Consider the following 20,172-nt stretch of genomic DNA (forward strand, 5'->3'; position numbering starts at 1 on the left):
TAAATCCATTACTTATAGCCTATAGTTACCAGTAAAATACCCAAAAAGAGACTTATCTTTGTATGTATAAAATCGATACACCAAAAACGGATGAACAATTTGAGGCCTATTTCCAGTTTCGCTGGAAAATGCTAAGAAAACCGTGGAATCACCCGTTTGGTTCAGAAAAAGATGAGTACGAGCAGGTAGCTGAACATCGCATGATTCTCGATGCAAACGGCCAAGTTGTAGGCGTTGGACGGGTTCATATGAACATGTCAGAAGAAGCACAAATTCGACATGTAGCTATTGCTAAAGAATTTCAGGGTAAGGGACTAGGCAAGTTGATCTATTCGGCATTAGAAGAAGTTGCTAGATCGCAAGGAGCAAAGCGTCTTGTGACTAATAGCCGTCGTATCTCCATCGATTTTTTCAGTTCCTGTGGCTTTGAAATTGAAAAAGAAGCGCCGACTGAAATGGGTAAGCTAAAGCGAACCCAGATGATTAAAAAACTCTCTGATGTCAATCAAGTCATGGTCCATCCTAAATGGTGTCAGGAGCTTCAAAAAACCTGGTACGAAACCATCCCTATCAGCGAGCAGATGGGCATTCAACTATACAAGTATTCCGGGACGACTTTGGAAACCAGAGCATCCTTAAATAAGAATATTAACCTGCACGGCACTATGTTTGCGGGCAGTATATTTTCACTTGCCACCTTAACGGGCTGGGGCATGATCCATCTGAAGCTCAAAGAAAAGTCGTTAGAAGGCGAAATCGTTCTGGGTGATGGCAATATTCATTATCATAAGCCCATTACTATGCAGCCACGAGCGTTATGCAATGTAGAGTTTTTAGATGGCAAGTTCGAATTGTTGCAACGTAACAAGAAAACAGCAATTAAGTTAAGAGTAGATATACTGGACGGTGAAAATCCAGTGGCAGAATTTAAAGGGGTGTTTTGGATTTTGCCAGTTACAGACTAACTGATTTTCCCTGAAAGCTCATGATCTAACAGGCATAAAAAAAGCGCGATTAAATCGCGCTTTTTAGTGTTTGTTTAGCTGCTACGCCATCGCTAATTGCAATTTCTTCATGGCGTTTTTCTCAATCTGACGTACTCGCTCAGCAGAGACTTCATACTTATCTGCCAAATCTTGCAAGGTTAACTTATCGTCAGACAACCAGCGGGTTTGGATGATGTGCTGGCTGCGCTCATCAAGGGTTTTAATCGCTGAGTGCAAACGTTTTGATGCATTAGCATCCCAGTCACTATCGATTACTTCTGACTCAACATCGGCCGTTTTATCTTCCAAAAACTGCACTGGCGCGAAGTTGCCACTTTCATCGTCATCAGCTGACAAATCAAATGCTTGGTCCTGACTACTCATGCGAGCTTCCATCTGCAGCACTTCTTTAGTGCTTACACCCAGCTCTTCTGCTACTTTTTGCACTTCTGCATGAGTAAACCAACCAAGACGTTTCTTATTTTTACGTAAGTTAAAGAATAATTTGCGTTGCGCTTTAGTTGTTGCAACTTTCACGATGCGCCAATTCTTCAATACAAATTCGTGGATTTCAGCTTTGATCCAGTGAACCGCAAAAGAGACTAATCTCACACCAACGGTGGGATCAAAACGTTTTACTGCTTTCATCAAACCGATATTGCCCTCTTGGATCAAATCAGCTTGCGGCAGCCCATAACCCGAATAGGATTTAGCTATATGGACAACAAATCGTAAATGAGACATGACAAGCTTACGTGCAGCTTCAATGTCTTCGTCACGTTGCAAACGCTCAGCAAGTTCGCGCTCTTCCTCAACGGTTAGCATACTAATGCTACTTACAGCTTGAATGTAGGTTTCAATGCTGCCGCTTTGAGGAACGCTTAATGCCATTGCTCGCATATTTGTGCTCATGTATACCCCTTAATTTAGTTCAGTGCCCGAGTTTAACAAACTCCGATAGGCCTTGCCAATCTTCTATACGGTAATAGACCATCAAAAGGAACAAAAATTTCACTTTTCACAGCAATAAAGTCGTTTTTTTAACTCGATATACTAAACTGGGGGCATTGCTACCGATTTAAAGGTATTAATTTTGATTAAAATGCTACAAACTATTTAGTCGAATAAATAAACAGCAGAATTTTCCCTACAAGGTTTAGCAGATGTTTGCATACGTAGCCCGACAGGCCATTTTTGATAAAGAATCAAATGTAAAAGCCTATGAGTTATTATTCCGCGATGGAAAACGTAATTGTTTTCCAGATATTGAGCCTGATGAAGCCACTTCAAAATTAATAGCAGGAAGTCACTTAGCCTTAGGCGTTGAAGAAATTACTGACGGCAAAACGGCATATATAAATTTTCATAATGACACGCTATTGTATCGTTTTCCCACTTCGCTCAATCCACAAGCAGTGGTTATTGAAATCGTTGAAACTGTGGAGATCAGCGATAAATTAATTGCCGCATGCAAACATCTCAAAAACTTAGGCTACCAAATTGCCTTAGACGATCATGACTTTGATCCCAAATGGGACGTTTTGCTTCCGTTTATCAGTATTATCAAAATAGACATTATGGAATGTGAATTCGACGTCATAGCACAGCATCTCCCCAAATTTAGAGACGCGAAGTTAAAGCTAGTTGCTGAAAGAGTCGAAACTCGAGAAGAATTTGATCGCTGTGTTGAGCTAGGTTTCGATTTTTTCCAAGGTTACTTTTTTGCTAAACCAGAGGTGATGAAACAAAAAAACATCCCGTCTTCGAAAATGACGCTCCTTGAACTGATGAAAGAAAGTGCCAGTTCTCAGTTTGATTTTGAATTGATCAGTCATATTATCGAACGCGATGTGGCGCTCTCATACATGCTATTGCGCTTTATTAATAATCCGATTATGAATAAACGCAATAAAATCACCTCCTTAACTCATGCGCTCACGTATATGGGTGAAGTCGAAATTAAAAAGTTTATTGCGCTGGTCGCTCTGGCGAATCTAGGGGATGATAAAGCGCCTGAATTAGTGCATCTTTCGCTGGTTAGAGCCAGATTTTGTGAATTAACCGCGTTAGCGAAGAAAGAAATCAGTAATCCACCCAAAGGGTTTCTAGTGGGATTATTTTCATTGTTAGATGCATTGCTGGATCAGAATATGAATCAGTTAATGAAAAAACTGCCGCTTAGCGATGAATTGAAAAATGCGCTGTGCGGTATGAAAAGCCAATTACGCGATTACTTGTCTTTAGCGCGCGCCTTTGAATACGCTGACTGGGAAGGTGTTAAGCGCCATGCTAAGGGCCTTGAACTCGATCAGAGACTATTGCATAGTTTCTATAATGAATCGATTAAATGGGGCGCTTCCATGGCTCGTTCTATTGGGCATTAACACTTGACTAATTTTACAATCCATTAAAAATAATAATTAACCTCTGAGGATTGATTGATGTTCGCTTTTGTTGCTCGGCAACCCATACTAGATAGAGAAAAGGAAGTCTTTGCTTATGAGCTATTGTTCAGAGATGGCAAAAGCAACTGTTTCCCTGAAAAAGACGTAGAAGCTGACGAGCGCAGTAATAGTGCGCAAAGCAGCCTGAAGTTAGGCTTGGATGATATTTCATGTCAAAAAACAGCCTTCATAAATTTCACCAATGAAACTATTCTCAAAGGCTTGCCCAATAGCCTTGACCCCAAAACGGTCGTCGTCGAAGTCGCCGATGGTGATGCCGGAGATTACTCACTAGTGAGCGCTTGCGAAAATATTCGCAACCTAGGCTTTCAGATTGCGTTAAATGGCCCAAAACTTACCACCAGCAGTGAACTGTTAAACTTAGTCGATATTGTCAAGATCGACACCATGCAATATGCCTTTGCAACCATCGCTAAACAAATCCCAAGATTTACCCATGCGAATGTGAAGTTAGTCGCAGATAACGTTGACACGCAGCAGAATTTTACGACTTTCAGTGATTTAGGGTTTGATTATTTTCAGGGCTACTTCTTTGCCAAACCGGAAAGCTTCAGTAATGCGCCTTTACCGGTTAACAAGCTATCGTTGATTGAACTCATTGCCGAAACCACTAAAGATAACTTTGGCATAGATAGAATAAACGAGATCATTGAACGCGATGTTGGTTTGTCTTATATGCTGCTGCGCTTTATCAACAACCCGATGATCAACAAACGTTTCAAGATAACCTCGCTCAAACACGCCTTGAATTATATGGGCGAAGTAGAAATTAAGAAGTTTATCGCGTTATTGGCATTGGCTAATTTAGCTGATGACAAACCCATGGAATTACTGCACATGTCATTGGTTAGAGCTCGTTTCTGTGACTTGGTGGCCCAAGCTCGTGGCACGGGCGACAACCCACCAATTGGCTTTATGGCGGGTCTATTTTCTTTATTGGACGCTTTGCTCGACCAAGAAATGCAACATTTAGTATTAAAGATGCCCATCGTTGATGAGGTTAAGTATGCCTTGTGTGGTGGCCAGAATGATTATTACTATTACATTATGTTGGCCAGAGCATTTGAGAGTGGCACTTGGATGAAGGTCAGAAAAATAGCCGATTCACTTCAGCTAGATCAAAAAGTCTTACACGGTTTATTCAATCAGGCCATTGTCTGGGGCAACAGCGTACGACAATCTATTTCACCGCACTACCCTGCCAGCAAACCACAATAAAACGATTACGGGGTTCGGGTTGAACGTTCAGTTACGTCAACCCGAGCGCTTTATTTAGGCTCAATGCTGCGAACGTGGCGATGTACCGAGATCATTGATCCTGCAAGCCCTAAGAAAACAGACACGCTGAGCATGATTAGCAACGCTTCAAAGTGCAAACCAGTCAAATCAAACTGTTTGTTGTACTGGGCTGTTAAGGCGTCGATACTGCCTGACATCCACCATAGCAGCAACACCACCGCAAACCATGCCATTAACCCGCCGAACAATCCGTACCAGATACCGGTATACATAAAAGGACGATGAATAAAGGCATCCGTTGCACCTACTAGCTTCATGACTAAGATTTCATCACGGCGACTTAAAATATTTAACCTGATGGTATTACCGATAATAAGCACCACCGCTAAAAACAATAGTAACGCTACCGCATAAATTAATTCTTTCGCAATCGATAAAAACCCATACAAACGTTCTAGCCATTTGATATCCAGCTTTGCCACATCGACAAATCGTTCAGTTTGTAACTTTTCCAGTAACTTAGAAGCTGCTGTGGGAGACGTATGCTGTGATGACGGTTTCACCAAAATTACGTCCGGTAGCGGATTTTCATCGAGATAGTCAAGCGCCGCTCCCAACCCACTTTGAGACTGAAACTCTTGCATACCTTGCTCGGCAGGAACAAAAGTTATGCCATCAATTTCCGGCCACAAACCTAGTTTGGTGACCAATTGATTGGCATCCTTGGAAGCGGTATCACGGCGCAAAAATAAGGTGATTTCCGATGCTTGTTGCCAATTTTCAGCAATGTTTTCGGCATTTTTAACTAGAATATAAAAGGTGCTTGGCAAAGTGATACTGAGCCCCAACACGCCAATGGTCATAAGCGATGCGACGGGCGCGCGCCAAAGGTCGCCCAAACTCGTTAAGGCTTGGCGAATATGACTCAAGAAAAACATCTGCACACGTTGGAGCCAGCCAACATGGGTTGAGTGAACGCCTTGAGGTCGACCTTTAAATAGTAAACTCATTAGAGTTGGTATCCTGGAGTCTGTTCGCTATCCCAGTCTTCAGTAAGACCGTCAGTGATCATCTGCCCTTGCTTGAGCGTCAAAGTGCGGTACTTCATTCGGGCTATTAATCCCAAGTCATGGGTAGCGATAAATACGGACACACCGGCTTGGTTAAAATCTTCAAATAAACGAATGATTTCCATCGATAGTTTCGGATCTAAGTTTCCAGTTGGCTCATCGGCCAATAACAAGGGGGGTTTGTTGACAACGGCTCTGGCAATCCCTACACGTTGCTGTTCACCACCAGAGAGCATAATGGGTAAGTTTCTAATTTTGTCCCGCAAGCCAACCATTTCTAGTGCTGCATGCACTCGTTTGGTGGTTTCTTTGCGTGAAAATCCTTCAATCACTAAAGGTAGCGCGACATTGTCGAACACGGTTTTGTCCATGAGCAATTGGTGGCTTTGAAAGATCATGCCGATGTCACGACGGATATAGGCGATTTGGCGACGATGAATTTTATTCAGATCATGACCGTTAATGAGTACCTGACCCACTGTCGGGCGCTCCATGATACTGATCAGTTTGAGCAGGGTACTTTTACCCGCTCCAGAATGTCCGGTCAAAAACGCCATTTCACCCGGTTCAATATGAAAGCTAACCTTGCGCAACGCTTGTTGCCCACCAGGGTAAGTTTTACTGACCTGTTCAAACTTGATCACGGTTAGTGGATCCTATGTTATTGGTTGTCAGCGTCGTGGAATAGCGCATCCACAAATTGCTGGCTTTCAAAAGGACGCAAATCGTCAATACCTTCACCCACGCCAATATAGCGGATGGGAATGTCGAATTTGTCGGCAATCGCAAAAATCACCCCACCTTTAGCGGTACCATCTAGCTTCGTTAACGTTATGCCCGTTAAGCCTACTGCTTGATTAAAAATTTTGGTTTGGCTAATAGCATTTTGACCAGTGCCAGCATCGATGGTCAACATGATCTCGTGTGGTGCATCCGGATGAATCTTCTTCATTACTCGAACCACTTTTTTCAATTCTTCCATTAGGTGATCTTTGTTTTGCAGACGTCCTGCTGTATCCGCAATTAACACATCAATGTTCTTTGCTTTAGCTGATTGATATGCATCGAAGATCACCGAGGCGCTGTCAGAGCCAGTTTGTTGAGCAACAACGGGGATATTATTGCGCTCACCCCAGACCTGCAATTGTTCTACCGCAGCGGCTCGGAAGGTGTCTCCGGCCGCAAGCATCACTTTTTTACCTTGCTGCTGAAACTGCTTGGCCAGTTTCCCTATGGTGGTAGTTTTACCCACCCCGTTGACACCCACCATTAAAATGACGAAAGGCCCTTCGGCTTGATCAATCTTTAAGGGTTCACTGGCTTTCCCCAAAATGTCGGCCATTTGCTGTTTCAGCAAATCGTATAAGGCTTCTCCGTCTTTGAGCTGAGAGCGGTCGGCAGTTTCGGTTAAATTGGTGATTATTTTATTAGTTGTGTCCATGCCTAAGTCGGCGACTAACAGTTGCGTTTCAAGCTCTTCATACAGTTCATCGTCAATGGTCTTGCCTTTGAAAAGACTGACAAATCCACTGCCCAAGTTTTGCTTAGTTCGAGACAGGCCGCGTTTGAGCTTGCTGAAAAACCCCTCTGGCTCTGGCTCTGGCTCTGGCTCTGGCTCTGGCTCTGGCTCTGGCTCTGGCTCTGGCAAAGTTTGAGGCGCAGGATCGACTAGGTCAACAGGGGGAACTGCCGACAATGGCACATCGACAGAAGTCTCAGGTGCAATTGGCGATCTATCTTGACCTGTTTCAATTGGCTTGTTTTGCAGGTCTTGCGATGTGCTTTGGTTATCCTTTGTTTGATCAATCTTAGGCTCTTCCGTGGCAGGCGTTTCCACTGGCGCGCCTTCACTGCCTTCGGTTGGTTTAATGGTCTGTTGATCAGTGGATGGCTGATCATCAGTCGGTTGTTCATTTTTATCTTTATTAAACCATTTGAAAAATTTCGACATTTTAAATTCAGTTCTCTTAAAGCAATTTGATTCAGTGCATTTCAACTTTCCTAATTTGCAAGAGTGCAGAAAAGTCGTTGACGGTTTACACTACCGTCATATTTTCACAATCATAGCATTTCTTGGATTCATGAAGCGAGGCGTAAACAAGCAATCTTCGGCAACAGGTTCAATTAGAATTATCAGTGGTCAGTATCGAGGCCGAAAATTACCGGTGTTGAACGCTCAGGGACTGCGGCCCACCACTGATCGACTAAAAGAAACGCTGTTTAATTGGCTGATGCCCTATGTATCCCAAAGCACCTGCCTTGATATGTTCGCTGGCAGCGGCAGTCTGGGGTTTGAGGCATTGTCTCGCTATGCCAAATGGTGCACCTTTATCGAAATGGCGCCACAAGCGGCGAATAACATTAAACAGAATTTGCAGACTTTGAAGATTGATCACAGCGCCGCAGAGGTAAAACAAGGCGATGCCTTTGCGCTTTGTGCCAGCTTGCCTCAGCAGTTCGATTTAATATTTATCGACCCACCGTTCCACCAACAGTTAGTGCCCCGCGCCCTCGATGTCTTAATCCACAATAATGTATTGGCAAAAGGGGCTTTGATTTACGTGGAGTGTGAGCGACAAGCCAGCACTTACTCAGCGCCTGACAACTGGCAGCTGATCAAACAAAAAGACACCAGCAACTTATCATCTCGTTTATTTGAGTTGAACGATAGTTAACCGCATTGAAAGCTCAATATCAGGTACATTCAATGCCGATATTAGAAACACCTTCACTCAACGCCATGGCGCGTAATTGTTTAACACTTTGCGCGGAAGGTCGCATGGTTGCCAGTATGTCTATCAGTTCATTTTGAAACGCCACTTCCCATTCCATTAAAGGGTGGGACTTGATCTGCTGAGACTCTAACGGCTCTTCATTGACAAGCTCCACAAAGGCTTCAACACATCCTTGAGATAGCTTGCTGACAATCACCGCACCCTGTGGCTCTTCATTCATTATCAAGGAAATAGTAGAGGCTAATGAAATCGTCACATCGATAGCAGGATAAACACCGTAGGATTGATAATCGGCTGCATCAGGCGTAATTTCTTCGACTTTATCCAACTGCAATGCGAAGTTGATTTTCCCTGAGTTGGGCGTGAGCCACTGCCAAAGTGCCTCTAGCGACTTATTAAACTGACCTTCATCATCATAGTCTGTGGTATCGCGAAATAACGCAAAGTTGGGTTGCATGCGCTGCACAAGGGTGGTGGCAAATGCGACTGCATGCCAACCTTTGAGCTCTCTTACTCGTTGAAAAGTATTCAATTTTTCGTTCATTTATCCAACTCTATGTGGTTGCCCCTAAGGCAAAATAGTTACCAATGCCATCCAAAAACATTTGAATTGCAAGCATGATCAAGATCATTCCCATCAATCGCTCCACTGCAATCAACCCACGCTCGCCGAGTAGTTTAAAGAATACACCTGAGAACATCAAAATCGTGGCCGACACAGCCCAAGCAGAAAACACCGCAATTGACCAGTCGAGCATTCTTAAAGGATCTTGATTGGCAATTAAAATTAATGCCGCCAATAACGACGGACCGGCAATCATGGGAATTGCCAAGGGAACGATAAAAGGTTCAGGATGAACACCATCATCAGCGTGAGCTGTTTTATTGGGAAAAATCATGCGAATGGCAATCAGAAATAAAATAATACCACCAGCAATACTGACGGCTTGCTGTTTAACATTCAAAAAATCTAATACGGCTTGCCCGCTGAACAAAAAGATAAACATAATTAACAGCGATATGAGCAACTCACGCGCCAAAATAATCCGTCTTCTTTTAGGCTCGATTGGTTTTAATATCGACATGAATATCGGTAAATTACCAAGCGGATCCATGATCAGAAACAACATCACCGCTGTAGACCAAATATCCATGCTACCTCCCCAAATAATACAACTGGCGGCATTGTAACCCTTATCCAACAATATCTAAAACGATATATCCGTCCTTCAATAGCAACATACAAACCTCATAAGAAACAATTGAATAAGTCTATAAAGAACGTGATATCAATCACTTGTGCATGTCGAAAAGTTCACTTAAGGTGTAGAAGGTGCTATAACTTGCAAACAGTAAGTTGTGCGCAAACTAGCAAAAGATGCAGTTTACGCTTTAATTGTATTTAGCATTCGAATTGAGGAAAGGTTAATGAGTTTAATGACTGTCGCAGAAGTAGCAGAGTTTTTAGGTGTTCAAGAGGGTCGAGTGGAACGATTGGAGCGTGAAAGTTTGCTAATGTCAAAAGACAAAGATGACGCTGGTAAACCTTTGTTTGACAAAACGGCTGTTGAAAAATACAAAGAATTCGCAGAACGTATCGGTGGGATCTAGTTAGCTACTTATTCCAACCTTTGCCTCACCAACAATAACGAGGCCTTGGCTAAAAAAAATATTATGCAGCTAGCCTAACTCGACTAGCCGCATCGATAACGTTTTTCTAGTCTTCTAAAAGTGCTCTTGCTATCGATCTGAATCCAATACCGCTAGCGCCGACTGGCATAGTTGCTGTGCCACTTGCATTGTACGCAGCGGCAAGATCGATATGTACCCACCCTTTGCCATTGTTAGCAACGAAACGAGATAAGAACCCAGCCGCATTAGAGGCGCCACCTGCACCACCACCTTTTTGCGCGCGACTGTTGGCCGTATCAGCAAAATCCGATGGGCATTTATCCTGATGCCAGATCTCTAGCGGTAACGCCCACACAGGCTCCTTTTCCTGCTCTGCACACTGAATGAATTGCTTGAGCGCGGGTTTATCCAAAGCAAACAACGCATTGTAGTCTCCGCCCGTGGCAGCAACCGCAGCGCCTGTCAGTGTAGCGGCATCTATTATCATTTGAGCATCAGTTTCAGCCGCGGCTATCAAACCATCAGCCAGCACCAGTCTGCCTTCAGCATCGGTATTGACTATCTCTACCGAAACACCGTTCTTATAAGTCAGCACATCACCCAGCTTATAGGCATGACCACTGATCAAGTTTTCTGCACAGCATAAAAGCAGCTTCACACGTTTGTTTAAGCCGTTCATGATCGCCAGCCCAAAGCCACCCACTACCGTTGCCGCTCCGCCCATATCGCATTTCATGCTGAGCATGCCTTCGCTGCTCTTAATACTGTAACCACCGCTATCGAAGGTAATTCCTTTGCCCACTAAAGCGGCGAACACGGGCGCATTAGGATCGCCGGTGGGATTGTAATCAACTTCGAGCAACACCGGTGGACGCACACTGCCGCGACCGACATTGTAAATGCCAATCCATCCTGCCTCAGCTAACTCTTCGCCAACCCATTGTTTAGAGGTGATCTTGCCGTTAGCTAACTCTGCAAGCCATGTTAACGAGCGTTCAGCTAGTTTCTCTGGCGACAAATCTTCTGGAGTAGCATTGACCAAGTCACGAGTGAAACACAGTGCGTCATACCGCTTTTGAAGAGTTGACTTGTCAGCATTATCTAGCCATTCAATAGATGATGGATTGCGTGGGCGACGATAACTAAAAGCAAAAGCCCATTGTTGCTCGGCGCTCCAATCTCCTTGCAATTTGACACCGTCGAGATTCATACCATCTAGTTTTCTAGCGGCTTTTTGTATTTGGGTTAATTGCGCTGGTTCTTCAGCATCAGCCGACAAATGGATAATGGCTGTATTACCTTGAAAACTAAGTCCGGCTTTTTTCCCCCAATGAGACGCTGCGGGTTGGATACTGAGTTCAACTAACATGTGTGACATACTTGCTCCTTTGCAGAGTAAAAAACAATGGGTTCTATCGGCCCAATTCAATAGAGGTAATATGCTGTTCCAAACACCACTTATCAAGGGCACATTGTTAAAACGTTATAAACGATTTCTCGCGGATGTCGAATTATGCGACGGTAGTGTGGTGATCGCACACTGTCCCAATACCGGAGCCATGACTGGATGCGCCGAACCTGGCTATCAGGTGTGGCTCAGCCCCTCCACGGATCCCAAACGCAAATTAAAATATACTTGGGAGTTAGCACAAAATCATCAAGGGCACTGGATTGGTATTAATACTCACCGTGCCAATCAGCTAGTTATTGAAGCGATACACGCGGAAAGGATCCCAGAGCTTGACGGCTATAAAACACTTAAAAAAGAAGTGAAATATGGCTCAGAAAATAGTCGCATTGATATTTTATTGAGCGATGACAATAAAGTGGACTGTTATGTAGAGGTTAAATCTGTCACTTTATTACTAGAAGATAAAGGCTATTTTCCAGACGCTAAAACCACCCGAGGTACAAAACACATTCGAGAGCTTATCGAGATGGTAAATCAAGGGAAACGTGCGGTTTTGTTTTTTTGTACACAACATACCGGTATTGAGGTTGTCAGTGCCGCACAGCGCATTGATCCCGAATATGCAGACACCTTAAGACAAGCAATGCAAGCTGGGGTTGAAGTGTTGGTTTACAGCGCACAAATCAATCAAAAAAATGTCGCCATAAATCAACGACTAGAATTCATTTATTAAAAAAAAGGTTGATTTTTTATTAAAGAAGCCTATGTTTGCCAGTCTTAAAAAAATAGCTCGATGGGTTTCTAATAAAAAATCGAGCATTTCAGGGTTCGATTTTTATAGGTTGTAATCACAACCATTGCATTTATTCGGCCTGATAAGGTTTGCTAGGATGACCGCTTTCTGGTATAGATTGTGGGCTGCAAACACTTGTTTGTGTCGTAGTGTAGGAGAATTGGCAGATGCCAACAGGAAAAGATAAAGCATTAGGATTAATTGCTCTTGCAGGTTTGACTCCATATCAGGAGAAAGACGGCGAAGAGTACATGAACGAAGCTCAAACTGAGCATTTTAGAAAAATTTTAGCTGCTTGGCGTGCACAATTGCGCGAAGAAGTTGATCGCACTGTTCACCATATGCAAGACGAAGCAGCCAATTTCCCCGATCCCGTTGATCGTGCTGCGCAAGAAGAAGAATTCAGCTTAGAATTGCGTACCCGTGACCGTGAACGTAAGCTAATCAAGAAAATTGAAAAGACACTAAAACGCATCGAAGATGACGATTTTGGTTTCTGTGACGCATGTGGTATCGAGATAGGTGTTCGCCGTTTAGAAGCCCGTCCAACTGCCGACATGTGTATTGACTGCAAAACCCTCGCTGAAATAAAAGAAAAACAGCTACAAGGTTAAGCAATACAATGCATAAACAAAAGCCGCCCGTAGCGGCTTTTGTCGTTTTTGGAATAGTCGGATGAACAGCCAAGCTTACATCGGTCGATTTGCCCCAAGTCCCTCTGGTCACTTGCATTTAGGCTCGCTGGTCACAGCACTAGGAAGTTATCTGCAAGCCAAGGCTCAGCAAGGAAAGTGGCGCTTAAGGATTGACGATATTGATCCGCCACGCATTATGCCCGGCGCAATTGAACACATCCAAAGCGCACTTTGGGTCCATGGCCTCAAGTGGGATGATGAGATTGTGTATCAAAGTGACCATAGCGCCGAATATGAATCCGCGCTGCAATCCCTATTGGCAAACAACAAAATATACCGCTGTGAGTGCACTCGGGCACAAATCAAAGCAGCAGGAGGGCGTTATGCTGGTACCTGTCGCGACAAGACGTCCGTTTCCGCGCCGTTTTCATTGAGGTTTAAACACACTAATCCTGTGAGCAACTTAAATGATGGCTACCTAGGACATATCACCATTGACCCTAGTGCCACCAACGAAGATTTTATCGTCAAACGCAAAGATGGACTCTATGCCTATCATTTAGCGTCGGTGGTAGATGATATTGCCATGGGAGTCACCGAAATTGTCCGAGGCGAAGATTTGCTGTTACCTACTGCCTGCCAATGGTCCTTGTTTCACGCTTTTGAAGCTCAGCCACCTAAAACGATGCACCTGCCGTTAGTAGCGTTCAAAGATGGTCGCAAATACAGCAAGCAAAATAATGCACCGGCATTGGATCTCACCCAGCCAAAGCAAAACCTACAGCACGCCTTAGGGTATTTGGGGATTGAAATTACCCCACAAGCCGCACAAATGGAGGTGGTCCCATTGCTCAACTGGGCAATCACCCAATGGCAACAAAAATCCTTACCCGTGTCACAACCTCCTTTAGGCTAAACACTGCATCAACTAATAGAAAAAATCCTTTATACGGTATATCATTGCGCGCCATTACAGAACAATAGCGAAATCAGGAACATCACCATCATTTCTCGTGTGATCAAAAAGGTCAAAAACGCGCTCGCAGGAAGTGCTACAGAATACCATTCGGACTTACTCGATCCTAAGGTCATACCGCGTGGCGAGCACGGTATTTCGCGCGAGGGGATCAGTGACAATGCGCTTAAAGTATTATATCGACTCAATAGTGCGGGGTTCGATGCATACTTAGTCGGTGGTTGTGTGCGCGATCTAATTGTAGGCCTACAGCCCAAAGATTTTGATGTTGTGACCAACGCCACCCCCGATGAAGTCAAATCACTGTTTAAGAATTGTCGATTAATAGGCCGTCGTTTTCGTTTGGCCCACGTGGTATTTGGTCGTGAAATAATCGAAGTGGCGACGTTTCGAGGTCACCATCAAAATAGCCCTGATGAAAAGAAAAAAAGTCCCAAAGAAGCCTTAGGCAAGCAGAATCAAGAAGGTCAAATATTACGCGACAACGTGTTTGGTAGCATTGAAGAAGATGCTGAGCGTCGTGATTTCACCATCAATGCTATGTACTACCGTGTCACAGATTTTACCGTTACCGATTTCGCCAACGGCATGCAGGCGATTAAAAATAAACGCATTGAGCTAATTGGTGATCCAGAAACCCGTTACCGCGAAGATCCGGTAAGAATGATCCGGGCTGTGCGATTCGCCGCTAAGTTAAATATGCAAATCAGCGAGTCGTCTGCGCAGGCAATTCATGAGTTAGGCTCCTTGTTAAGCAATATTCCACCGGCGCGGTTATTTGAAGAAGTGATCAAATTATTCGCCTCTGGGCAAGGCTTGAGTACGTTCAAGTTAATGCAAGAATTCGATTTAATGCAGCCGCTATTCCCGCAACTTTCGCCGTTGCTCAAAGACCCCAAGAGTCGTGAAAATCAGTTCATTGAAAGAGTATTAATTAATACCGATAATAGAATCAATACGGGTTTGCGTGTTACGCCGGCGTTTATGTATGCGGCCTTTTTGTGGTATCCCATTGAAGAGCACACCCAAAAATTAATGGATGAGGCCGGCCTCAATCATTTCGATGCATTCAATATTGCGATTAACGATGTATTGCATCGTCAAATTCAACGCATCATGATCCCAAAACGATTCTCCACTACCATGCGCGAAATCTGGCAGTTGCAGTTGCGCTTACCCAAACGTTTCGGACGCCGAGCCTACCAAATGCTTGAACATCCTCGCTTTCGTGCCGCTTATGATTTTTTGTTACTCCGGGGGCAAGTCGAAGGCGGAGCCTTGCTTGAACTCGCCGATTGGTGGACCGAATTCCAAGAAGTCAGTGCCGAGCAGCGCAAAAACATGCTTGTTAAGTTGCGCGAAGCTGAAGGTGGCAGTGCCAGAAGACCTCGCCGTCGTCGTAGCAGCACCAAGAAGCCAGCATCGTCATAATGAGTCTTGCTCGTTGTTTTATCGGCTTAGGCAGCAATTTAGCGACTCCTAAGACACAACTCGTAGCTGCGCTTAACGCGATAGAAAAGCTTGTTGATACTCACATTGTGCGTTGTTCATCCTTTTATTCAAGCCAGCCTATGGGGCCTCAAGACCAGCCCAAGTATGTCAATGCAGTGGCAGAAATATCGACGCGCTTAAAGCCATTGGCATTACTCGACGAATTACAGAAAATTGAACTTCAGCAAGGTAGGCAGCGTAAAGAGGAACGCTGGGGTCCAAGAACCCTAGATCTCGATATTTTATTAATCGATTCGTTGGTACTTGATACCCCTCGTTTGACCGTGCCACATTATGGTCTTAAACAGCGAGAGTTTGTACTTTACCCGCTGTACGAAATAGCGCCGGATCTCGTGTTACCATGTGGTAATTCTTTGCTTTCTGTACTAGATAGAGTCTCTAAGAACGGACTATCTGCAATAGCATCAGATATAAATTGGGAGCGAAATACACAGCCCAACTGATAAATTCAGCAGAGGTGGGTATTTCCGTTAGCAACAGGTGATAAAAGATGACTAAGAAAACAACGATTTCGACTTTGTTGAAGATGAAACAACAAAATCAGAAGATCACCGCGCTAACTGCTTACGACGCCAGCTTCGCCAAACTGTTTGACGAACAGGGTGTCGATATGATGTTAATCGGTGATTCGTTAGGAATGGTATTGCAAGGCAGCGATGATACCTTGAGCGTGACCATTGATGAGATTGCCTATCATACTCGCGCCGTACGCAAAGGTACCCAGCGTGCTTTCGTGGTGGCTGATATGCCATTTATGAGTTACGCCACTGTTGAACAAAGCTATACCAATGCGGCAGCCTTAATGGCAGCCGGTGCGAGTATGGTGAAAGTCGAAGGTGGCGATTGGTTAATTGACACCATTCGCGGATTAAACTTACGCGGCGTACCTGTCTGTGGCCATTTGGGCCTGACGCCTCAATCCGTGCACGTTATCGGTGGCTTTAAAGTGCAGGGGCGTGACGATTTACAAGCCGAACAATTGATGGAACAAGCATTAGCATTAGTACAAGCAGGGATCCAAATGCTGGTACTTGAATGTGTTCCTACAGCACTGGCGAGTAAAATCAGTCAAGCTGTAGCGATCCCCGTGATCGGCATAGGCGCTGGCTCTGGCACCGATGGACAGATTTTAGTAATGCACGATATGTTCGGCATTTCCGCTAATTACATGCCTAAATTTTCTAAAAATTACCTTGAACAAACCGGTGATATACGCGAAGCCGTTAAAGCCTATATTGAAGAAGTTCAAAGTGGTGCTTTTCCCAGTGAACAGCACAGTTTCAATTAGTAATGAGATAAGACGAATATGCAACAAATCAGCGACATCACGCCGCTCAGAGAAATTCGCAGAAAATGGCAGATCCAAGGTAAAACCATTGCCTTTGTACCGACCATGGGCAACTTACACGACGGCCATCTTAATTTGGTTAGACAAGCAAAAAGCAAAGCCGACATCGTGGTGGTGTCAATTTTTGTCAATCCATTGCAATTTGGCCCTGATGAAGACTTAGAAGCCTATCCTCGTACGCTTGAACAAGATAAAGCGGCATTGCAAGCATTGGGTGTCGACGTATTGTTCACGCCCCATGCCAGCGCCATTTACTCTCGCGGTTTGGAAAAACAAACCTTTGTTGAAGTACCCGGACTGTCTTACATGATATGCGGGGCAAGCCGTCCAGGACACTTTCGCGGTGTAGCCACTATCGTCTGCAAGCTATTTAACATGGTGCAGCCTAACATGGCCTTTTTTGGTGAAAAGGATTTCCAGCAGTTGCAGGTGATCAAAGCCATGGTGACTGACCTGTCGATGAACTTAACCATCTATGGCGTGCCTACCATGCGCGAATCTGACGGGTTAGCAATGTCTTCGCGAAATCACTATTTGACCGCTAAAGAGCGTGAAAAAGCGCCAATTATGTATGCACGTTTGTGCGAACTAAAACAAAAAATGGAGTCAGGGCGGCGAGATTTCAGCCTGATGGTTGATCAAGTTAAACGTGATTTGGACGAAGCTGGCTTGAAAGTTGACTACGTAGAAGTGCGCTCTATCGACACGTTGTTAAGCCCAGGCCACGAAGAAACCGAATTGGTTATTCTGGCTGCTGCGTTTTTAGGAAAAACTCGACTGATTGATAATATTCAGGTGTCACTCAAGGCATAACCATCCCCGCAGAGTAGGTCCAATGACCTTACTCTGCTGACTCGTTTTCGCTCAACTGATGTAACACTTTCCAAGAAGCTGTCTGCTTTGCCAAATCATGTTGTTCGTTGAGAATATTGATCAGATCTTGCTCAGTGGTAAGCGGATTAGCCAACACCACTCGAAACACCGTGATCGGCTGCTGCTGATACTTCTCAACACTCAAGCGGGTTCTGGATACAAAAGACTTGCCCGCTTCTCGTTGTTGTTTTTGCACGCTGACCACTAACTCATCGAGCAGTTCGTTTTCGCGAATATCTGGGTGAGACAAATGACGAGGCTTAATACGATAAGTCAGAATCGATAAGGTAGGTGGTGTAACCAACTCAAAGTCTTGATGGCTTTCAATCAGTGTGGCGAACCTTTTCGCTTTATCAATGCTTTGGTCAATCAATAATTCATAGCCCTGACGACCAAAAATATGAAAAGACGCGTACACCATCATCGCCATGCCATTGCGTGACCCTTCCAGAGTGGTCGCGCCTAAATCTTTTGAGCCTGCCCTGAGAATATATTGGGCATGATGTCGCACCGCATTACTATCTTCAGGATTCTTAAACACCACTATGCCAGCCCCCATGGGCACATACATTTGCTTGTGGGCATCGAGCGTCACCGAGTCTGCCTTTTCAATTCCTTTGAGTTTATGTTTATGTTGCTGGGAAAAAAGGGTCGCCCCCCCCCAAGCGGCGTCAACATGGAAATGACAATTCAATTCTTTGGCCACATCCGCCAATTCATCGAGCGGATCTACGTGTCCAGTTTCAGTGGTACCGGCAATACCAACCAATGCCATGAGTTTATTACCTTGTTGTTCGAACGCTTGTCCTAGCGCCAAGGCTTTTTCAGGTGATAATCGCTGACTAGGGCAATCCAGCATTAGCATTTGTTCTCGGCCAATACCTAATACGTCTACCGCCTTTGCTAAGGAATAGTGGCCACGTTTAGAAGATAAAATGCCTAGCTTGTTATAGCCATAATGATTCAGCGCGGCTGCAAGGCCTTGTTGCGCAACACCACGAAAACCTGGGCTAGGTTTGAGTAGCTTGTTTCTGGCCACCCATAATGCGGTGATATTAGCGATGGTACCGCCGGAGCAAAACGCCCCTAAAGAATGCTTGGCACTGTGCAGGTGTTGTTGATAAAAAGCAGCAGAGTCATTGTAAACCAGATCGTGCATCATACCGATGACCTGACGCTCAAGCGGGGTAAATGCTTTTGAGGTTTCTATCTTGACTAGATTTTGGTTTAGCCCAACCAACAATTTCGCCAACGGCAAGTGAAAATATGGCAATGCAGAGGTCATGTGACCAATAAACGTCGGTGAGTAGGTGTTGACCGAATGTGCCACTAGCTTGTCTAGCAAAGCTTCCGCGTGCTGTGAGACAAACTCGGGGGATTCCGGCACTTTATGCGCGCTAAAATGCTGCTCAACCTCTTCTAGCGACTTGGCTTTAGTAACCACATGACGAGACAAAAAGTCAGACAGATTGTCGGATAAATGTTCCTCTATCTGAGCCAGCTTTGAGTCTTTGCCTTCCGGTTTGGTAAAAACACGATACATATGCTCTAAACTGGCCGACGCTTTAGCCACTGGTTATCACCTCATATCAAAATTTTCAGGGGCGGACTTTATCCTACTTCGTAGGTCAGGCCAATCACTATGGTTCGACCAGTAGCAAAATCTGACAATTATTTTAGCTTATATGGTGAAGTTTAGTTCCCTTTCGAGATAGAGCTGCTATGGTAAATAGATGTGAGATAGAGGGTTATTATGCAAATAAGAGAAGTTACGGAACATTTCGATTTAGACCGAGTGGTGCCTTTCTTTCAACCAATAATGGATATTTCACACAATTCGGTCTGGCGCTTTGAATGCTTAGCGAGACTTGTCACTCCTTGCGAGCAGACCTTTCTCCCCAGTGAGTTCTTGCATTTAGTCGAACGACAACAATCGGTGAAACGCTTAACCGAGACGATTTTCAGCCGCAGTGCAAACTACTTTCGCGATCTTAATGCGGCATGGAACATTAATATTAGCCAGCAAGATATGCTCAATCCCGATTTGTTGGATAACCTCAGCGAGGCTTTAGTCGATTATCCCAATCCCAGCCGCGTTAGTTTAGAATTAACCGCATCGGTGGTGTTGGAGAATATTGATAAATTTCACGCTTTCGCGTCACGCTGCGTCGAGTTAAATATCGGACTGTATATCGATCACTTCGGGGCCACGCCAGGCAATATCAATAGCATTCTAAATTTACCCATCAATGGTATTAAAATCGCCGGCGGTTTGATCACCCACCTAATGAATAGCCAACAAACATTTGATTTTGTGGAACACCTTACTCAAGCGGCACACGCCAAAGGTATCGCAGTTGTTGCCGTGCACGTAGAAGACAAAGCCACCTTGGAAAGAGTCAAAGATTTGGGGATCAGATACGCGCAAGGTTATTACTTTAGCAAACCAGGGCCTGACACTAAGCCTTCGTAAGCTTCATTTGATTATCGATTAGCG

At 44.5% G+C, this 20,172-nt stretch carries 21 protein-coding genes; 13 read left to right on the top strand and 8 right to left on the bottom strand.

Features of this window, described 5'->3' with window-relative positions:
* The first annotated feature begins 62 nt into the window (after positions 1-62).
* Entirely contained in the window at positions 63-965 is a 903-nt protein-coding gene (locus tag ABD036_RS05405; protein WP_343857287.1) for a bifunctional GNAT family N-acetyltransferase/hotdog fold thioesterase, read from the top strand.
* Positions 966-1,046: 81 nt separating this feature from the next.
* Here the strand turns inward: ABD036_RS05405 and rpoH are convergent, their stop codons facing one another.
* Complete coding sequence (gene rpoH, locus ABD036_RS05410; RefSeq protein ID WP_343857289.1) at positions 1,047-1,898, bottom strand: RNA polymerase sigma factor RpoH; 852 nt, start codon at positions 1,896-1,898, stop codon at positions 1,047-1,049.
* A 251-nt stretch (positions 1,899-2,149) separates the two neighbouring features.
* Here rpoH and ABD036_RS05415 point away from each other — a divergent pair, with 251 nt between their 5' ends.
* Positions 2,150-3,370, top strand: a complete 1,221-nt coding sequence (locus tag ABD036_RS05415; protein WP_343857292.1) for an EAL and HDOD domain-containing protein — start codon at positions 2,150-2,152, stop codon at positions 3,368-3,370.
* Between the two features lie 57 nt (positions 3,371-3,427).
* A complete protein-coding gene (locus ABD036_RS05420; protein WP_343857295.1) occupies positions 3,428-4,669 on the top strand; it encodes an EAL and HDOD domain-containing protein in 1,242 nt (413 codons plus the stop codon).
* Positions 4,670-4,719: 50 nt separating this feature from the next.
* Here the strand turns inward: ABD036_RS05420 and ftsX are convergent, their stop codons facing one another.
* Genes ftsX through ftsY form a run of 3 tightly spaced genes read right to left on the bottom strand, consistent with a single transcriptional unit; the run spans position 4,720 to position 7,711 of the window.
* Positions 4,720-5,700: a permease-like cell division protein FtsX gene (gene ftsX, locus ABD036_RS05425; RefSeq protein ID WP_343857297.1), complete on the bottom strand. Its 981-nt coding sequence runs from the start codon at positions 5,698-5,700 to the stop codon at positions 4,720-4,722.
* Positions 5,700-6,404: a cell division ATP-binding protein FtsE gene (gene ftsE, locus ABD036_RS05430; protein WP_343857299.1), complete on the bottom strand. Its 705-nt coding sequence runs from the start codon at positions 6,402-6,404 to the stop codon at positions 5,700-5,702. The genes ftsX and ftsE overlap by 1 nt, the downstream gene beginning before the upstream one ends.
* Before the next feature lie 17 nt (positions 6,405-6,421).
* On the bottom strand, positions 6,422-7,711 hold the full coding sequence (gene ftsY / locus ABD036_RS05435; RefSeq protein WP_343857302.1) for a signal recognition particle-docking protein FtsY: 1,290 nt from the start codon (positions 7,709-7,711) through the stop codon (positions 6,422-6,424).
* 130 nt (positions 7,712-7,841) lie between these two features.
* Here ftsY and rsmD point away from each other — a divergent pair, with 130 nt between their 5' ends.
* A complete protein-coding gene (gene rsmD, locus ABD036_RS05440; protein WP_343857303.1) occupies positions 7,842-8,435 on the top strand; it encodes a 16S rRNA (guanine(966)-N(2))-methyltransferase RsmD in 594 nt (197 codons plus the stop codon).
* A 19-nt stretch (positions 8,436-8,454) separates the two neighbouring features.
* On the opposite strand, the gene ABD036_RS05445 is transcribed toward rsmD, so the two are convergent.
* Together ABD036_RS05445 and ABD036_RS05450 are read right to left on the bottom strand one after the other, a co-directional pair.
* On the bottom strand, positions 8,455-9,039 hold the full coding sequence (locus ABD036_RS05445; protein WP_343857305.1) for a YjaG family protein: 585 nt from the start codon (positions 9,037-9,039) through the stop codon (positions 8,455-8,457).
* A 10-nt stretch (positions 9,040-9,049) separates the two neighbouring features.
* On the bottom strand, positions 9,050-9,649 hold the full coding sequence (locus ABD036_RS05450; RefSeq protein ID WP_343857307.1) for a YhgN family NAAT transporter: 600 nt from the start codon (positions 9,647-9,649) through the stop codon (positions 9,050-9,052).
* Positions 9,650-9,923: 274 nt separating this feature from the next.
* On the opposite strand from ABD036_RS05450, the gene ABD036_RS05455 reads away from it, so the two are divergent.
* The gene (locus ABD036_RS05455) at positions 9,924-10,106 is read left to right on the top strand and encodes a helix-turn-helix domain-containing protein (RefSeq protein ID WP_343857309.1); all 183 of its coding nucleotides are present in this window, start codon (positions 9,924-9,926) and stop codon (positions 10,104-10,106) included.
* Positions 10,107-10,212: 106 nt separating this feature from the next.
* On the opposite strand, the gene pepB is transcribed toward ABD036_RS05455, so the two are convergent.
* Positions 10,213-11,505 (bottom strand): aminopeptidase PepB, encoded by a 1,293-nt coding sequence (pepB, locus tag ABD036_RS05460; RefSeq protein ID WP_343857311.1) that lies wholly within the window; start codon positions 11,503-11,505, stop codon positions 10,213-10,215.
* Positions 11,506-11,566: 61 nt separating this feature from the next.
* Here pepB and sfsA point away from each other — a divergent pair, with 61 nt between their 5' ends.
* From sfsA to panC, 7 genes are all read left to right on the top strand, one after another.
* The gene (gene sfsA / locus ABD036_RS05465) at positions 11,567-12,271 is read left to right on the top strand and encodes a DNA/RNA nuclease SfsA (RefSeq protein ID WP_343857313.1); all 705 of its coding nucleotides are present in this window, start codon (positions 11,567-11,569) and stop codon (positions 12,269-12,271) included.
* Between the two features lie 227 nt (positions 12,272-12,498).
* A complete protein-coding gene (gene dksA, locus ABD036_RS05470; protein WP_343857315.1) occupies positions 12,499-12,945 on the top strand; it encodes an RNA polymerase-binding protein DksA in 447 nt (148 codons plus the stop codon).
* Between the two features lie 61 nt (positions 12,946-13,006).
* Positions 13,007-13,882 carry a tRNA glutamyl-Q(34) synthetase GluQRS gene (gene gluQRS, locus ABD036_RS05475; RefSeq protein WP_343857318.1) on the top strand — a complete coding sequence of 292 codons (876 nt, stop codon included), beginning with the start codon at positions 13,007-13,009 and terminating at the stop codon, positions 13,880-13,882.
* Positions 13,883-14,056: 174 nt separating this feature from the next.
* Positions 14,057-15,373: a polynucleotide adenylyltransferase PcnB gene (gene pcnB / locus ABD036_RS05480; protein ID WP_343858005.1), complete on the top strand. Its 1,317-nt coding sequence runs from the start codon at positions 14,057-14,059 to the stop codon at positions 15,371-15,373.
* Complete coding sequence (gene folK, locus ABD036_RS05485; protein WP_343857320.1) at positions 15,373-15,897, top strand: 2-amino-4-hydroxy-6-hydroxymethyldihydropteridine diphosphokinase; 525 nt, start codon at positions 15,373-15,375, stop codon at positions 15,895-15,897. Before pcnB ends, folK begins: the two co-directional genes overlap by 1 nt.
* Before the next feature lie 47 nt (positions 15,898-15,944).
* A complete protein-coding gene (gene panB, locus ABD036_RS05490; RefSeq protein ID WP_343857322.1) occupies positions 15,945-16,742 on the top strand; it encodes a 3-methyl-2-oxobutanoate hydroxymethyltransferase in 798 nt (265 codons plus the stop codon).
* A gap of 18 nt (positions 16,743-16,760) precedes the next feature.
* Positions 16,761-17,615, top strand: a complete 855-nt coding sequence (panC, locus tag ABD036_RS05495; RefSeq protein WP_343857325.1) for a pantoate--beta-alanine ligase — start codon at positions 16,761-16,763, stop codon at positions 17,613-17,615.
* A 28-nt stretch (positions 17,616-17,643) separates the two neighbouring features.
* Here panC and panP read toward each other — a convergent pair whose 3' ends face one another.
* Positions 17,644-19,248: a pyridoxal-dependent aspartate 1-decarboxylase PanP gene (gene panP / locus ABD036_RS05500; RefSeq protein WP_343857328.1), complete on the bottom strand. Its 1,605-nt coding sequence runs from the start codon at positions 19,246-19,248 to the stop codon at positions 17,644-17,646.
* 180 nt (positions 19,249-19,428) lie between these two features.
* On the opposite strand from panP, the gene ABD036_RS05505 reads away from it, so the two are divergent.
* On the top strand, positions 19,429-20,148 hold the full coding sequence (locus ABD036_RS05505) for an EAL domain-containing protein (protein ID WP_343857330.1): 720 nt from the start codon (positions 19,429-19,431) through the stop codon (positions 20,146-20,148).
* Positions 20,149-20,172 lie beyond the last annotated feature (24 nt).

Source organism: Aliiglaciecola litoralis (genome assembly GCF_039523355.1).
In the GTDB taxonomy this organism is placed as follows: Bacteria; Pseudomonadota; Gammaproteobacteria; order Enterobacterales; family Alteromonadaceae; genus Aliiglaciecola; species Aliiglaciecola litoralis.

What these genes read in the sequence shown, in the direction of transcription:
- pepB (WP_343857311.1), bottom strand. Translation starts at nt 11,505, where the DNA reads ATGTCACACATGTTAGTTGAACTCAGTATCCAACCCGCAGCGTCTCAT.
- panB (WP_343857322.1), top strand. Translation starts at nt 15,945, where the DNA reads ATGACTAAGAAAACAACGATTTCGACTTTGTTGAAGATGAAACAACAA.
- ABD036_RS05415 (WP_343857292.1), top strand. Translation starts at nt 2,150, where the DNA reads ATGTTTGCATACGTAGCCCGACAGGCCATTTTTGATAAAGAATCAAAT.
- ABD036_RS05505 (WP_343857330.1), top strand. Translation starts at nt 19,429, where the DNA reads ATGCAAATAAGAGAAGTTACGGAACATTTCGATTTAGACCGAGTGGTG.
- ABD036_RS05455 (WP_343857309.1), top strand. Translation starts at nt 9,924, where the DNA reads ATGAGTTTAATGACTGTCGCAGAAGTAGCAGAGTTTTTAGGTGTTCAA.
- panC (WP_343857325.1), top strand. Translation starts at nt 16,761, where the DNA reads ATGCAACAAATCAGCGACATCACGCCGCTCAGAGAAATTCGCAGAAAA.
- ABD036_RS05445 (WP_343857305.1), bottom strand. Translation starts at nt 9,039, where the DNA reads ATGAACGAAAAATTGAATACTTTTCAACGAGTAAGAGAGCTCAAAGGT.
- rsmD (WP_343857303.1), top strand. Translation starts at nt 7,842, where the DNA reads ATGAAGCGAGGCGTAAACAAGCAATCTTCGGCAACAGGTTCAATTAGA.
- sfsA (WP_343857313.1), top strand. Translation starts at nt 11,567, where the DNA reads ATGCTGTTCCAAACACCACTTATCAAGGGCACATTGTTAAAACGTTAT.
- ABD036_RS05450 (WP_343857307.1), bottom strand. Translation starts at nt 9,649, where the DNA reads ATGGATATTTGGTCTACAGCGGTGATGTTGTTTCTGATCATGGATCCG.
- ABD036_RS05420 (WP_343857295.1), top strand. Translation starts at nt 3,428, where the DNA reads ATGTTCGCTTTTGTTGCTCGGCAACCCATACTAGATAGAGAAAAGGAA.
- ftsX (WP_343857297.1), bottom strand. Translation starts at nt 5,700, where the DNA reads ATGAGTTTACTATTTAAAGGTCGACCTCAAGGCGTTCACTCAACCCAT.
- rpoH (WP_343857289.1), bottom strand. Translation starts at nt 1,898, where the DNA reads ATGAGCACAAATATGCGAGCAATGGCATTAAGCGTTCCTCAAAGCGGC.
- dksA (WP_343857315.1), top strand. Translation starts at nt 12,499, where the DNA reads ATGCCAACAGGAAAAGATAAAGCATTAGGATTAATTGCTCTTGCAGGT.
- ftsY (WP_343857302.1), bottom strand. Translation starts at nt 7,711, where the DNA reads ATGTCGAAATTTTTCAAATGGTTTAATAAAGATAAAAATGAACAACCG.
- folK (WP_343857320.1), top strand. Translation starts at nt 15,373, where the DNA reads ATGAGTCTTGCTCGTTGTTTTATCGGCTTAGGCAGCAATTTAGCGACT.
- gluQRS (WP_343857318.1), top strand. Translation starts at nt 13,007, where the DNA reads ATGAACAGCCAAGCTTACATCGGTCGATTTGCCCCAAGTCCCTCTGGT.
- ABD036_RS05405 (WP_343857287.1), top strand. Translation starts at nt 63, where the DNA reads ATGTATAAAATCGATACACCAAAAACGGATGAACAATTTGAGGCCTAT.